Origin of the sequence: Pseudomonas sp. CM25 (assembly GCF_013179705.1) — a bacterium.
Taxonomy (GTDB): domain Bacteria; phylum Pseudomonadota; class Gammaproteobacteria; order Pseudomonadales; family Pseudomonadaceae; genus Aquipseudomonas.
Genome location: NZ_JABMCW010000146.1, coordinates 1 through 13,414 on the forward strand (window position 1 = coordinate 1; position 13,414 = coordinate 13,414).

Consider the following 13,414-nt stretch of genomic DNA (forward strand, 5'->3'; position numbering starts at 1 on the left):
GGTTGCAGCCTGGGTCAGGGAGGAGGGACAGGCACGGGCGGCTTCAAGCATAGGCCGGCAACCTCGAAAGTGCTCGCAGCACCTGGCAGAGCAGGCGTTTGCAGTGGCGCCGGGGCCGGGGTGTACCAGTGAGCAGACACATGTGGCACCTCTCTGGATCGGTGCCCCCGGTACCGCTCACCGCTGCGCGTCAGAACAGAGGTGGTGTGCGGTGCCGGGAGCGATAACGGAGGCTTCAGCCGGCTTGGAGCAGCATGGCCCGGGCGCGAAGGATCACGGGGGCGTCGACCATCTGGCCATCGAGGGTGAATACGCCGGCGCCAGTTTCAGCGTGTTCAACCACCCGCTGCGCCCAGTCCAGCTCGGCTGCCGAGGGCTTGAGCGCGGCGTGAATCACGTTGACCTGGCCAGGATGGATGCACAGAGCGCCGGCAAAGCCCATGTCCCGGGCGAAACGCACCTGGCGCTGCAGCCCGTCGGTGTCCTGAATGGCCGGGAACACGCCGTCCAGCGGCGCGGCCAGCCCGGCGACCCGGCTGTGCAGCAGCACCGCGTAGCGGGCATGGCCCAGCACCTGTTCGGCAGCGGCGCTGCCGGTGTTCAGCCCGAGGTCCAAGCCCAGGTCCAGGCTGCCGAACGACAGCCGATCGACGCCTGCTGCAGCCGCCAGGACGGGCAGGGCAGCCAGGCCCTTGGCACTTTCGATAATCGGCCACACCGCTTTGCCGGTGGCATGCACGCGCTCGATCTGGCCGACGGTTTCGGCCTTTGGCAGCAAGATGCCGACGACCCCGGCGTGGCGCTGGCACAGCGCCAGGTCGGCCTCATGGGCCCAGTGGCCTGGCGCGTTGACGCGCACCAGCACCTGGGCTTGGGATTGGTCGCGGAGAAACAGCTCAAGGTTGTCGCGCGCTTGTTCCTTGAGCGCTTCTTCAACGGCATCCTCGAGATCGACGATGACGCGGTCGGCGCCGCTGGCCAGGGCCTTGGGAATGCGCTCTGGGCGGGTGGCCGGTACAAACAGCGCGCTGCGTACGATTTCTGTATTCATGAGCGTGCCCTCTGGACGAATTCAATTTCGCCTACCTGCGCCTGGCCTGCCGGATTGCCCGCCCAGAGCTGCGCTTTGCCGTCGCCGGTCAGCCGTCCGCCGACCTCGAACGCATCCGGGCAGATCAGCGGGCGCACACCCCGATAGCTGAAACGGCGTACGCTCAACTGCGGATTGGCCCGCACGAAGGCGCGAAGGTTCAGCGTGGCGATCAGCGGACCGTGAACCACCAGCCCCGGGTAACCTTCGGTTTCGGTGACATATGGCCAGTCGTAATGGATGCGATGACCGTTGAAGGTCACCGCCGAATAGCGGAACAGCAGGGTAGGATCTGGTTGAACGTTTTCACTCCAATCGCCGTGGGGCATCGGCTCGGTGCCGCCAAGCTTGGGTGGCGAGGGCTCGCGGTAGACGATGTCCTGTTCTTCGACCAGGGCCCGCTGCCCATCCTGCACGTACTCATGCTGCACGGTGACGAACAGCAGGGAGCCGGTGCGCCCGTGCTTTTCCTCGACATTGAGGATGGTCGAGCGGCGGGATACCTGGGCATCGACCCGCAGCGGGCGCATGAACTCCATGCGCCCCCCGGCCCACATGCGGTTGCGGTTGTCCGCCGGCGGCAGAAAACCGCCCCGGGCTGGGTGGCCGTCGCCACCCAGCCCGGCCGCTTCGACCGGCTCCTGGAAAAACGCCCAGTGCCAGAGCGCGGGCAAGGCGTCGCCAGGGGCGGGAGCCGGCTCGCTCAAGGTAGCGGCAATACGCTTGACGAGGTTATGGCTGATGCGGTCATGGACGGTCTCGCTGCGGCCGATCCATGTTTGGAGTGCGGGTGAGCTCATTTTCTTATAGTCCTTTACAGCGTCGAAGTCAGTGCCGGGACGATCTCGAACAGATCGCCGACCAGGCCGTAATCAGCTATCTGGAAGATAGGTGCCTCTTCGTCCTTGTTGATAGCGACAATGACCTTGGAGTCCTTCATGCCGGCCAGGTGCTGGATAGCGCCGGAGATACCCACGGCGATGTACAGCTGCGGCGCCACGATCTTGCCGGTTTGCCCGACCTGCATGTCGTTAGGCACGAAGCCTGCGTCCACCGCGGCGCGCGAAGCACCGACCGCAGCGCCGAGCTTGTCGGCCAGGCTGTACAGGTGCTTGAAGTTGTCACCGTTGCCCAGGCCCCGGCCGCCGGACACCACGATCTTGGCGGCGGTCAGTTCGGGGCGCTCGGACTTGGCCAGCTCTTCGCCGACAAAGGCCGACAGACCTGCATCTGCAGCCCCCGCCAGCGCCTCGATTGGCGCGCTGCCGCCTTCTGCCGGCGCGGCTTCAAACCCGGTGGAACGTACGGTGATGACCTTGACCGGAGCACTGGATTGCACCGTGGCAATGGCATTGCCGGCGTAGATCGGACGCTTGAAGGTGTCTGCGGACTCGACCGAAATGATCTCTGAGATCTGGTCGACATCCAGCAGCGCGGCCACCCGCGGCAAGAGGTTCTTGCCGTTGCTGGTGGCCGGGGCCAGCACATGGCTGAAGTCGCGACCCAGGTTGGCCACCAACGGCGCCACGTTTTCCGGGAGCTGATGGGCGTAGGCAGCATCGTCTGCGAGCAGCACTTTGGTCACCCCAGCGCACTGCGCGGCGGCGAACCCCACACCGGCCACGTCCTGGCCGGCTACCAGCAGCGCGATGTCGGCGCCGATCTGGCGGGCGGCGGCCAGGGTGTGCAGCGTAGGGGCGGCGAGGGTGTGATTGTCGTGTTCAGCAACTACCAGAATGCTCATCAAATCACCTTCGCTTCGTTTTTCAGCTTCTCGATCAGTTCGGCCACCGATTTGACCTTGATGCCCGCGCTGCGGGCAGCCGGGGCTTCAACCTTGAGGGTCTTGTTGGTGGAGGCCAGTGATACGCCCAGCGCGTCGGGAGTGACCATTTCCAGCGGCTTCTTCTTGGCCTTCATGATGTTCGGCAGTGACGCATAGCGCGGCTCGTTCAGACGCAGGTCGGTGGTGACGATGGCTGGCATGTTCAGGGCCACCGTCTGCAGGCCGCCGTCGATCTCACGGGTAACCTCGAGCTTGTCAGCCGCCACGGCGACCTTGGAGGCAAAGGTGCCCTGGGCGTAGCCGGTCAGCGCGGCAAGCATCTGGCCGGTCTGGTTGTTGTCACTGTCGATGGCCTGTTTACCGAGTATCACCAACTGCGGCTGCTCCTTGTCGACAACGGCTTTCAGCGCCTTGGCCACGGCCAGGGAGTTCAGTTCGTCAGCGGCTTCGACCAGGATGGCCCGGTCGGCACCCAGGGCCAGGGCAGTACGCAGTTGCTCCTGGGCAGTAGTCGGGCCGACGGATACCACGACGATCTCGGTCACAACACCTTTTTCCTTCAGGCGCACGGCCTCTTCCACAGCGATTTCGCAGAAGGGGTTCATGGACATCTTGACGTTAGCAAGGTCGACGCCGGAGTTGTCCGCTTTGACGCGAACCTTGACGTTGTAGTCGACCACTCGTTTGATTGCGACGAGCACTTTCATAGGCAGGGATACTCTGTTTAAGCGTTGGCAACGGCGTGAAAAAAGAGGGGTCAGATGACCCCTGCAGTGCGCAGTTGCTGAATACGTTCATGGGGCAGGCCGAGCTCGGTAAGGATGCTTTCGTTGTGCTGGCCCAAGGCGGGGACAGGGTCCATGCGCGGCGCATAGGCGTTGCTGGTGGCCGGCGGCAACAGGCTGGGCACCGGGCCGGCGGCAGTGTCGATGCGCCGCCAGCGGTCGCGGGCCTGCAGTTGCGGGTGGGCCCAGACGCCCTGCATGTCATTGACCTTGGCATTGGCGATGCTGGCCCCATCGAGGCGCCCTATCACAGTGTCGAAGTCCAGTGCAGCAAATGCCTCGACGATCAGTCCGCGCAGCGCATCGCGATTGGTCACGCGCGTGAAATTGGCGCTGAAGCGCTCATCACTGGCCAGTTCCGGTTGCTGCAGCACCTGTTCGCAGAAGAGCTGCCACTCGCGCTCGTTCTGCAGCCCCAGCATGACGGTGCTGCCGTCGCCCACCGGGAAGGGGCCATACGGATAGATGGTGGCGTGCGCCGCGCCAGCACGTGGCGGTGGTGCGGCGCCCTCGTAGGCGTAGTAGAGCGGGTAGTTCATCCACTCTACCAAGGCCTCGAGCATGGACACTTCCACCTGGCTGCCGATGCCGGTCTTTTCCCGCAACAGGACCGCCGAAAGGATACCGGTATAGGCATACATGCCAGCGGCGATATCAGCGATCGAGTTGCCGGCCTTGGCCATCCCTTCTTCGCCAGGCCCGCCGGTGACCGACAGGAAACCGCCTTCGCTCTGGATCAGCAGGTCATAGGCCTTTTTCTGTTCGTAGGGGCCGCCCGCGCCGTAGCCCGAGATATCGCAGACGATCAGCCGCGGGAATCGCGCGTGCAGCGCCTCGAAGTTCAACCCCAGGCGCGCGGCCGCACCCGGTGCCAGGTTTTGCACCAGCACATCGGCCTGCTCCAGCAACTGATCAAGGATGTCGCTGGCGACTTCCTGCTTGAGGTCCAGGGCCAGGCTTTCTTTCGAGCGGTTGGTCCACACGAAATGCGAGGCCAGGCCGTTGACCCGCTGGTCGTAGCCCCGGGCGAAATCGCCACTGCCGGGGCGCTCCACCTTTATGACGCGGGCGCCGAGATCGGCCAGCTGGCGGGTGCAGAAGGGCGCCGCGATCGCGTGTTCAAGGCTGATGACGGTAATGCCGTCAAGGGGGCGGATGGGCTGGCTCATGGTGTTGTCTCTCTTGTTATGACAGGCCCCCGTGCGGCACAGGGGGGTAGTACGGATCAGAACGAGCGCGGCAGCTCCAGCAGGTGTTCGGCCACGTAGGACAGGATCAGGTTGGTCGAGATCGGCGCCACCTGGTACAGGCGGGTTTCACGGAATTTACGCTCTACGTCGTATTCATTGGCAAAGCCGAAGCCGCCGTGGGTCTGCAGGCAGGCGTTGGCCGCTTCCCAGCTGGCCTTGGCCGCCAGGTACTTGGCCATGTTGGCGGCCGCCCCGGCGTTGCGCCCGCTGTCGTATTCGGCGCAAGCGCGCCAGCGCATCAGGTCGGCGGCTTCGATCTCGATGTGGGCCTCGGCGATGGGGAACTGCACACCCTGGTTCTTGCCGATCGGCCGGCCGAACACCTCGCGGTCACGGGCATACTGGCTGGCTTTCTCGACGAACCAGCGGCCATCGCCGATGCATTCGGCGGCAATCAGGGTGCGCTCTGCATTGAGACCGTCGAGGATGTAGCGGAAGCCTTTGCCTTCTTCACCAATCAAGCTGCTAGCGGGAATTTCCAGGTTGTCGAAGAACAGCTCGTTGGTTTCGTGGTTCACCAGGTTGGCGATCGGCTGCACGGTCAGGCCGTTGCCGATGGCCTCGCGCAGGTCGACCAGGAAGATCGACATGCCATCGACCTTTTTTATCACCTCGGCGAGCGGGGTGGTGCGGGCCAGCAGGATCATCAGGTCGGAGTGCTGCACACGCGAGATCCACACCTTCTGGCCATTGATTACATACTTGTCACCTTGGCGAACCGCGGTGGTCTTGATTTTGGTGGTGTCGGTGCCGGTGGACGGCTCGGTCACGGCCATCGACTGCAGGCGTAGCTCGCCGCTGGCCAGTTTGGGCAGGTAGTAGCGCTTCTGCTCTTCGCTGCCGTTACGCAGCAAGGTGAACATGTTGTACATCTGGCCATGGATGGTGCCGGAGTTGCCGCCGCATGCATTGACCTCCTCGAGAATCACCGACGCCTCGGCCAGGCCCAGGCCGGAGCCGCCGAACTCTTCCGGAATCATCGCCGACAGCCAACCCTCGTCGGTCATGGCCTTGACGAAGGCTTCAGGGAAGCCCTTTTCCTCGTCGATCTTGCGCCAGTATTCGGCGGGGAAGTCGCCACACAGGGCGCGGACACCCTCACGAATGGCCTTGAGTTCTTCGTTATTGTTGTCGTGCATCATCATTCTCCAAGGTGGGCCGGGCCGGCAGCGTCATCGTGGTTCGGCCGCCGGCCGACCCTGTAACACGGTCAGATTGGCTGGAAGCCCAGGGCAGCGCGGAAGCGGTTCTTGACGTAATGGCCATCGCGCGGCGGCAATACGCGCGGAGGGTTCTCGGCCTTGATTTTCACCGTAGCCAGCTTGACGCCATCGCGGTTGGCGAAACGCTCGCGCAAAGCATGCACGCCGTCCATCTCACGGATTTCCTGGGTCCAGGCAAAACCGCAGGTATCGGCGACCCGCTCGAGCTGGATGCCGAACCCGGCGTGGCTGACCTGCATGCCTGTCTCGCCGAAGTGGCCGTTATCCAGCACCACGATGGTCAGGTTCTTCGGCTGCTGCAGGGCAACGGTGGCCAGGGCGCCAAAGCCCATCAGCAGTTCGCCGTCGCCGGTGATCACCACCACGCTCTTGTCCGGTTGCGCATTGGCCAGGCCCAAACCGACAGTGATGGCGCTGCCCATGGCGGCCCAAAGGTAATAGTTGTTGGCATGATCGCCAGCGGCCATTACATCGTACGAGGCCGAGCCCAGGCCGGTGACCACCAGCACATCGTTGCGATCGGCGAGCAGGGAACGGACGACTTCACGGCGGCACAGCACGTGGTTGGCACTCACTTGACCCATTTCTTTTCTCCGATCAGACGCTGGCCGAGCAGCAGGGCAGTGGCGGCATCACCGTTGAAGGCCATGGTGGCGGCGCCATGCAGCAGGGGCGCGACGTCCTCTGGCTGGTCGGCGCGCCAGGTCATCACCTTCATCAGGTTCAGGGACGCTTCGGTGGCCTGGCCCATTGGGTTCTGCCAGGCGTTGAACTCGGCCCAGTCACCACGCATGGTCACCACCATCAACAGCGGGAAGCCGGCGCAGTTCTGCAGGGCGAGGGTGTTGATGCAGTTGCCGACACCGCTCGACTGCATCAGCAGGGCGCCGCGTTCGCCGCCCAGCCAGGCGCCGGCCAGGTAGCCGATGCCTTCTTCTTCGGTGGTAAGCACAACGGCCTTGATATCGGGGTCGGCGTAGGACATGCGGATGGCTGCCGAGTGGCCGGCATCCGGGACGAACACGACGTGCTTGACGTCGTGGGCCTTGAGGACACGGAACACGTCCTCTTGCCAGTTCTGTTCAGCTTCTTGCGATGACATGCGTATCTCCCGGCAGTGCTGCTTTTGTTTTTCCACATGATGGGGGGAGTTGAGGTGCACGACGACTACCGTTTTTTTCTTTGAGATATGCCGGGCCGGCATAGGTTGGCCCATGGAATGGCGGGTCGGCGTTTGGTGTGGCCAGCTGCCGGATGGGGGCAGGCTTGGCTCGCGCAGGAGCGGCTGCCTCTATAGAAAGCGGGCATAGCTGATAGACACATGCAGCGCTTATGGGCCGCAGGCAAAGACGTTAGGTTGTCCACTCGGTTGCGGCCGCGCCGCTGTCGAATCAAAACAACAATAAGATCGAGGGTTGTCCATGATGCTTCGTTACCTGCGCACACTCGCCGGGTGGCTCATTGCCGAGCCGCCATTGGCCGATACGCCAACCTCGCCCTGCCGGTTCCGGCACCTTGCACTGTCCTACTTCGTTCCGTAATGCACTGCTCAGGCGGTGACGGATCCTATTGCTTGAATACAGGTGCTCAATGAGACTCAAACTACCGTTGGCGGGCTGGATACTGCTGGCCATGTTTCTCGGCGTGATGATCGGCTACGTCATTTTTCTTACCAGCCCGGACAAAGCCGCTGCCGCCCATACCGCCGGGTACATCTCGGTGATCTCGGACGTGTTCCTGAGGCTGATCAAGATGCTGATCGGGCCGCTTGTGTTTTCCACCCTGGTGGTAGGCATCGCCCACATGGGCGATGCCGGTGCAGTGGGGCGGGTATTCGGCAAGGCCATGATGTGGTTCTTGACGGCCTCGCTGCTGTCGCTGGCGGTAGGCTTGATGATGGCCAACATCCTGCAACCAGGGCTGCACCTGGCACTGCCACTGCCGGACGTGAGTGAAACCACTTCGCTGCAGACCTCAGCCTTTACCCTCAAGGCCTTTGTCACCCACCTGGTACCCAGGTCATTCGCCGAGGCACTGGCCAACAACGAGATCCTGCAGATCGTGGTGTTCTCGCTGTTCTTCGGAGTCGCCCTGGCGGCGCTGGGGGAAAAAGCCAAGGGCCTGGTACGCCTGGCCGATGAGCTGGCGCAGGCCATGCTGCTCATCACCGGCTACGTCATGAAGCTGGCGCCCTTGGCCGTCATGGCGGCGATGGCTGCCACGGTGGCAGTCAATGGCTTGTCGATCCTCGCCACGTTCGCCGTGTTCATGCGCGACTTCTATCTGGGCTTGGTCTTGCTGTGGATGTTGCTGGTGCTGGCCGGTGCGATGTTCCTGGGCCGGCGGGTGTTCGCCTTGCTGGCACTCATCAAGGAGGCGTTTCTGCTGGCGTTCGCCACTGCCAGCTCGGAATCAGCCTACCCGAAACTCCTCGCGGCGCTGGACCGCTTTGGGGTCAGCCGCAAGATTTCCAGTTTCGTGATGCCAATGGGCTACTCGTTCAACCTCGATGGCTCGATGATGTACTGCACCTTTGCCGTGCTGTTCATCGCACAGGCCTACGGTGTAGAGATGACCCTCGGCACACAGATCCTCATGCTGCTGACCTTGATGCTGACCTCCAAAGGGCTGGCAGGGGTGCCTCGGGCATCGTTGGTGGTGATTGCCGCAACACTGGTTCAGTTCGATATTCCCGAAGCGGGGCTGCTGCTGATTTTGGGCATAGACACCTTCCTCGACATGGGGCGTTCGGCCACCAATGCCGTGGGTAACTCGATCGCCACTGCGGTGGTGGCCAAATGGGAAGGGGAGTTGCAGGAACCGGAGGTGGAGCAGCCAACCCCACGCGCTACTCTCCCGCAAGCAGATAAGCCAATAGGTTGAGCCAGGCGCTCGGCTTCTAACTGCTATGCTCAAATTCTATAGCTGGTGCCCCGGGCTGTCTTTAGACTGTCAAACACGCCGCTCCAATGGCGCCCCTCTCCCTGCTAGTGGCTTAACGATGGACGTAACGCAACTTAAAACCCTGATCCACGTGGCAGAACTTGGCAGCTTGAGCAAGGCGTCGGACCGGCTGCACGTGGCGCAACCGGCATTGAGTCGGCAGATCCGGCAGTTGGAAAAGGAGCTGGGCGTCTATCTGTTCGAGCGCCATGGCCGTGGGATGGAAATCACCGCAGCGGGGCTCGAGGTGCTGGAGCGGGCCACCCGCATCATGAACGAGCTGGAATCCATTCGTACCTCGGTGGCCGGCGGCCGCGCGGCGTTTCGCGGCATGGTCGCCATCGGCACCACGCCGACCATCGCCGAGATCGTCACGGTTCCGCTGGTCAAGCGCATCAGCGACACCCACCCGGACCTGTCCATCCGCTTTTCATCGGCCTTCAGCGGCTACCTGCTGGACTGGTTGCAGCGCGGCGAACTGGAACTCGCGATCTCCTACGATCCGCAGCCCCTGCATACACTGCGCATCGAACCGGTGATGATGGAAAACCTGGTGCTTGTCGGCCCTCCCGATTCTGGGCTGGGTCTCGATACGGCGGTACCATTCGCACAGTTGGCCAGTGAACCGATGGTCTTGCCCAGCCCCCGTCATGGGCTGCGCAAGATCATGGACCAATGTGCCCTGGAGCGCGGCTTCAAGATCACCACCAGCGTCGAGGCGGATTCATTCGGCGCAATGATCGACCTGGTGCGCAATGGCTTCGGCTACACCGCATTGCCCTTGGCGTCGATCTACTCGCGCTTGAACGACGGCACTCTGTGCGCCGCACCGCTGGTCGACCCCACGCCCATGCGCAAACTGGTGCTGGTGCTGCCGGCCGATCGCCAGGTGAGCCCGGCAACCCGCTATGTCGGCCAGACCTTCGTCGATATTGCCTCGGAGCTGGTGGCCGAAGGTATCTGGGCTGGGCATATGCTGTGACGCAACCACAGTCAGCTATTCAATTGAGGCATAACTGCTAGAGGGTAGCGGGTCTGGCCGCTATTCAAGCGAGGGCGTAGCTTTGCTCGGGAATAAAAGTCAGTGCGCTTTCGCTGACTTGTAAAATAATAGATCCCAGTAGGTACCCCTCATGATGCGCGTTTCATCGCCTTGCGTTTTGCCGCCCGCTTTTTCCCATCTCGACTCCAAGCCGACCAATCGAACGTAAACCGACGCTGTCGTTCCTGCCTTGCGTTTGCCTTAGATCTGGAGTTGCCCCATGCACGCCAACAATAACAATCCCGCTGCGCCTGATATCCACAACCTGACCAACCGCCAACGAATCCGCGCCATTCTCGGTGCCTGCTCCGGCAACCTGGTGGAGTGGTACGACTTCTTCATCTACGCCTATACCTCGATCTACTTCGCGGCCCTGTTCTTCCCCCAGGGCGACCAGACCACGCAGTTGCTGGCGACTGCCGGGATCTTCGCCGTGGGCTTCTTCATGCGCCCCTTGGGCGGGTGGATCTTCGGTTACCTGGCCGACACCCGTGGTCGCAAGTTTTCCATGATCATCTCTGTGTTCCTGATGTGTGGCGGCTCGCTGATGATCGCCGTGCTGCCCACTTATGAGTCCGTAGGCATGGCAGCTCCTGTGCTGCTGCTGATAGCCCGCCTGATGCAGGGGCTCTCGGTCGGTGCTGAATATGGCACCGGAGCCACCTACATCAGCGAGATTTCCCGCAAGGGCAAGCGCTGCTTCTTTGGCTCGTTCCAGTATTTCACCATCATCGCCGGCCAGCTGCTCGCGCTGCTCACGGTGGTGGTGCTGCAGAACGTGCTGCCGATCGAGGAGCTCAAGGCCTGGGGCTGGCGTATTCCGTTCTTCATCGGTGCGGTGAGCGCACTGGTGGTGGTATATCTGCGCCGTTCAATGCTTGAGACCGCCCATGCTCAGGGCGCGAAACACAAGGAAGCCGGCTCGATCAAAGCGCTGATGAAGCACAAGAAGGCTCTGTTGCTGACCATCGCCATTACGGCCGGTTGCTCGCTCCATTTCTACACCTTCTCCACCTATATGCAGAAATACCTGGTGGTGTCGGCCGGCTTCGATCCCTCGACGGTCAGCTTCATCATGACCGCCGCGCTGGTGGTGTTCATGTGTCTGCAGCCGGTGTTCGGGATGATGGCCGATCGTATCGGCTCGCGTAACAGCATGATTGCCTTCGGCCTGCTGTCGAGCGTGTTGATCGTGCCATTGCTCACGGGCCTGAAGAGCGTCAGCAACCCGTACGAGGCCTTTGCGCTGGTGATGCTAGGGCTGCTGATTGCAGCGTTCTATACGCCAGTGACCGGCGTGCTCAAGGCTGACCTGTACCCCGCCACCGTTCGCGCGCTGGGAGTAGGCTTACCTTACGCACTGGGCAATGCGTTGTGTGGCGGCACGGCCGAGTACGTGGCACTGTCATTGCGCGGCGCGGGGGTGGAGTCGTACTTCTACTATTACGTGGCGGCCATGAGCGCCATTACGCTGCTGGCTGCCGTACTCATGCCCGACCTGCGCAAACATGGTTACCTCGACGGCACCGGGGCGGTGGAGGAGAACACCGGCTTGCGCGGCGGCGCTGCGTACTCCAACGCGAGGGGCTGAATCCTGGCTCGGGCAGCCGCCGGGTATCTTTACCACTATGCTGCCCGGTCCTGTAGTGTCTCGATGCAGTGTCTGGAGACAGTACGGGCCCGTACTGGAGCGCTCGTGACGAACGTCTTCCATCGACCCGGAGCAGATACTGAGTCGGTAATCGGCCGTCAGGTGGCTAACTACCAGATTCACCGCACTGCCCTGAGCCTTCGCCATAACGTGGTCCGGCTGATGCCCAGCTGCCGCGCCGCTTCGTCGAGATTGCCCTGGCAGTTGTCCAGGGTTTCCTGCACATGGCGCAACTGAGCGGCCTTGCCGATGCTGTGCAGGTCCGACTCCCGGGAGGGCCTGGCACGGCTGGTTGGCGTAACCCCTTCGCACAGCTCGGGCAGCACCCGCGCCAAGTACTGTTCGTCTACGCCATGCTCCCCCAGCAGCTCGCGGGCCGAGAGCATCGCCCGCTCGATTACGTTCTCCAGCTCACGCACATTGCCCGGCCACCCATGGCGTGTCAGGTAAGGCAACAGGGCGCCTGGCACGTCCGCCGCGCCCGGTGGCTGGCCTTGGACCAGCAGGCGCTGGCTGATGCCCCGGCAGATCAGGGCAATATCCTCGGGGCGCTCGCGCAAAGGGGTGGTCTGCAGGCGCAGGATATTGAGTCGGTAATACAGGTCGGTACGGAAGTCGCCATCGACTATCGCGCTTCGCAGGTCTTGATGGGTAGCGGCGATGATGCGCACATCGATCGCGATCGGCTCGGTGCCGCCCAGGCGCAGTACTTCGCGCTCCTGCAGCACACGCAGCAGGCGCGTTTGCAGCGGCACGGGCATGTCGCCGATCTCGTCGAGAAACAGTGTGCCCCGGTGCGCCACTTCGAACAGGCCAGGCTTGCCGCCCTTGCGTGAGCCGCTGAAGGCGCCTTCCTCGTAGCCGAACAGTTCGCTTTCCAGCAGCGTCTCCGGGAACGCCGCGCAGTTAATGGCGACGAAGGGGCCTTGTCGGCGCGGGCTCTCGTTGTGGATGCCCTGGGCCAGCAACTCTTTGCCGGTGCCGCTTTCACCGGTGATCAGGATGGTTGACTGGCTGGCGGCAAAACGCCTGGCCAGCTGCAGCATTTCGCGGTTGGCCCGGCTGTTGCCGTCGAGCTGCTCAAGGCGGTACCGGGCGGTAAAGGCGCCGGGCCGGCGGGTGGAACGGATGCGCTGGTCCGCCCGCTGCACGGCGGTGGTGTCCTGGCAGGTCAGGACCAGGCCGGTGCGCTGGCCGTTCTCGAGGATCGGCAGCAGGTTGCTGACCACTGCATGTGAGCCGAGCCGGATCACCCGGTTTTCTTCGCCGCCCTCTGCAAACGCCTGCTGCAGGTCCAGTTCCGGGCACAGCTGCTGCAGCGGACGGCCCAGCGCCGCGCTGAGCGGCAAATCCAGCAGCTGAGCCAGGGCCGGATTGAGCGACTGCACCACGCCCTGGTTGTCGACCGCCGCCACGCCGGTGGGGATGTGTTGCAGCACGGCGTTCAAGTGCCGGCGCTTGGCGATCTCGATCCGTTGGCTATCAAGGATGCCCACGGCCTCCTCGAGCGCCTTGCGCACAGTGTCCTCGCTCAGTGACAGCACGCCGTGCAGGCCGGCCTGTTCCGCCAGCTCCACCACCGTCGATGAGCCGATGATGCTGCGACACCCCATCCGTGCGGCCTGTTCGACTTCCTGGCGCGCT

At 63.0% G+C, this 13,414-nt stretch carries 12 protein-coding genes; 3 read left to right on the forward strand and 9 right to left on the reverse strand.

The genetic code is table 11. The annotated features are described in order from the left end of the window. Positions 1–235: 235 nt before the first annotated feature. From HP546_RS16210 to HP546_RS16245, 8 genes are all read right to left on the reverse strand, one after another. Positions 236–1,051 (reverse strand): CoA ester lyase, encoded by an 816-nt coding sequence (locus tag HP546_RS16210; protein WP_172227345.1) that lies wholly within the window; start codon positions 1,049–1,051, stop codon positions 236–238. Beyond that, entirely contained in the window at positions 1,048–1,890 is an 843-nt protein-coding gene (locus HP546_RS16215; protein WP_172227346.1) for a MaoC family dehydratase N-terminal domain-containing protein, read from the reverse strand. The genes HP546_RS16210 and HP546_RS16215 overlap by 4 nt, the downstream gene beginning before the upstream one ends. Before the next feature lie 14 nt (positions 1,891–1,904). Next, positions 1,905–2,834, reverse strand: a complete 930-nt coding sequence (locus tag HP546_RS16220) for an electron transfer flavoprotein subunit alpha/FixB family protein (RefSeq protein WP_172227348.1) — start codon at positions 2,832–2,834, stop codon at positions 1,905–1,907. Next, a complete protein-coding gene (locus tag HP546_RS16225; protein ID WP_172227350.1) occupies positions 2,834–3,583 on the reverse strand; it encodes an electron transfer flavoprotein subunit beta/FixA family protein in 750 nt (249 codons plus the stop codon). Before HP546_RS16225 ends, HP546_RS16220 begins: the two co-directional genes overlap by 1 nt. A gap of 50 nt (positions 3,584–3,633) precedes the next feature. Next, on the reverse strand, positions 3,634–4,830 hold the full coding sequence (locus HP546_RS16230) for a CaiB/BaiF CoA-transferase family protein (RefSeq protein ID WP_172227352.1): 1,197 nt from the start codon (positions 4,828–4,830) through the stop codon (positions 3,634–3,636). Positions 4,831–4,886: 56 nt separating this feature from the next. After that, complete coding sequence (locus HP546_RS16235) at positions 4,887–6,050, reverse strand: acyl-CoA dehydrogenase family protein (protein WP_172227354.1); 1,164 nt, start codon at positions 6,048–6,050, stop codon at positions 4,887–4,889. A 71-nt stretch (positions 6,051–6,121) separates the two neighbouring features. Further along, entirely contained in the window at positions 6,122–6,718 is a 597-nt protein-coding gene (locus HP546_RS16240) for a thiamine pyrophosphate-dependent enzyme (RefSeq protein ID WP_172227356.1), read from the reverse strand. Then, positions 6,706–7,236 carry a thiamine pyrophosphate-binding protein gene (locus tag HP546_RS16245; protein ID WP_110744360.1) on the reverse strand — a complete coding sequence of 177 codons (531 nt, stop codon included), beginning with the start codon at positions 7,234–7,236 and terminating at the stop codon, positions 6,706–6,708. Before HP546_RS16245 ends, HP546_RS16240 begins: the two co-directional genes overlap by 13 nt. A gap of 488 nt (positions 7,237–7,724) precedes the next feature. Between HP546_RS16245 and HP546_RS16250 the strand changes: the two genes are divergently transcribed. The 3 genes from HP546_RS16250 to HP546_RS16260 all read left to right on the forward strand — a co-directional run bounded on the left by HP546_RS16250 (position 7,725) and on the right by HP546_RS16260 (position 11,710). Further along, a complete protein-coding gene (locus tag HP546_RS16250) occupies positions 7,725–9,017 on the forward strand; it encodes a dicarboxylate/amino acid:cation symporter (RefSeq protein WP_172227358.1) in 1,293 nt (430 codons plus the stop codon). Positions 9,018–9,135: 118 nt separating this feature from the next. Beyond that, a complete protein-coding gene (locus HP546_RS16255; RefSeq protein WP_172227360.1) occupies positions 9,136–10,059 on the forward strand; it encodes a LysR substrate-binding domain-containing protein in 924 nt (307 codons plus the stop codon). Between the two features lie 280 nt (positions 10,060–10,339). Next, positions 10,340–11,710, forward strand: coding sequence for an MFS family transporter (locus tag HP546_RS16260; RefSeq protein WP_172227362.1), 1,371 nt, complete (start codon positions 10,340–10,342; stop codon positions 11,708–11,710). Between the two features lie 179 nt (positions 11,711–11,889). Here HP546_RS16260 and HP546_RS16265 read toward each other — a convergent pair. After that, positions 11,890–13,414: sigma 54-interacting transcriptional regulator (locus HP546_RS16265; RefSeq protein ID WP_172227364.1), on the reverse strand; the 1,525-nt coding region annotated here is incomplete at its 5' end.

What these genes read in the sequence shown, in the direction of transcription:
- HP546_RS16220 (WP_172227348.1), bottom strand. Translation starts at nt 2,834, where the DNA reads ATGAGCATTCTGGTAGTTGCTGAACACGACAATCACACCCTCGCCGCC.
- HP546_RS16245 (WP_110744360.1), bottom strand. Translation starts at nt 7,236, where the DNA reads ATGTCATCGCAAGAAGCTGAACAGAACTGGCAAGAGGACGTGTTCCGT.
- HP546_RS16210 (WP_172227345.1), bottom strand. Translation starts at nt 1,051, where the DNA reads ATGAATACAGAAATCGTACGCAGCGCGCTGTTTGTACCGGCCACCCGC.
- HP546_RS16230 (WP_172227352.1), bottom strand. Translation starts at nt 4,830, where the DNA reads ATGAGCCAGCCCATCCGCCCCCTTGACGGCATTACCGTCATCAGCCTT.
- HP546_RS16240 (WP_172227356.1), bottom strand. Translation starts at nt 6,718, where the DNA reads ATGGGTCAAGTGAGTGCCAACCACGTGCTGTGCCGCCGTGAAGTCGTC.
- HP546_RS16260 (WP_172227362.1), top strand. Translation starts at nt 10,340, where the DNA reads ATGCACGCCAACAATAACAATCCCGCTGCGCCTGATATCCACAACCTG.
- HP546_RS16250 (WP_172227358.1), top strand. Translation starts at nt 7,725, where the DNA reads ATGAGACTCAAACTACCGTTGGCGGGCTGGATACTGCTGGCCATGTTT.
- HP546_RS16235 (WP_172227354.1), bottom strand. Translation starts at nt 6,050, where the DNA reads ATGCACGACAACAATAACGAAGAACTCAAGGCCATTCGTGAGGGTGTC.
- HP546_RS16225 (WP_172227350.1), bottom strand. Translation starts at nt 3,583, where the DNA reads ATGAAAGTGCTCGTCGCAATCAAACGAGTGGTCGACTACAACGTCAAG.
- HP546_RS16215 (WP_172227346.1), bottom strand. Translation starts at nt 1,890, where the DNA reads ATGAGCTCACCCGCACTCCAAACATGGATCGGCCGCAGCGAGACCGTC.
- HP546_RS16255 (WP_172227360.1), top strand. Translation starts at nt 9,136, where the DNA reads ATGGACGTAACGCAACTTAAAACCCTGATCCACGTGGCAGAACTTGGC.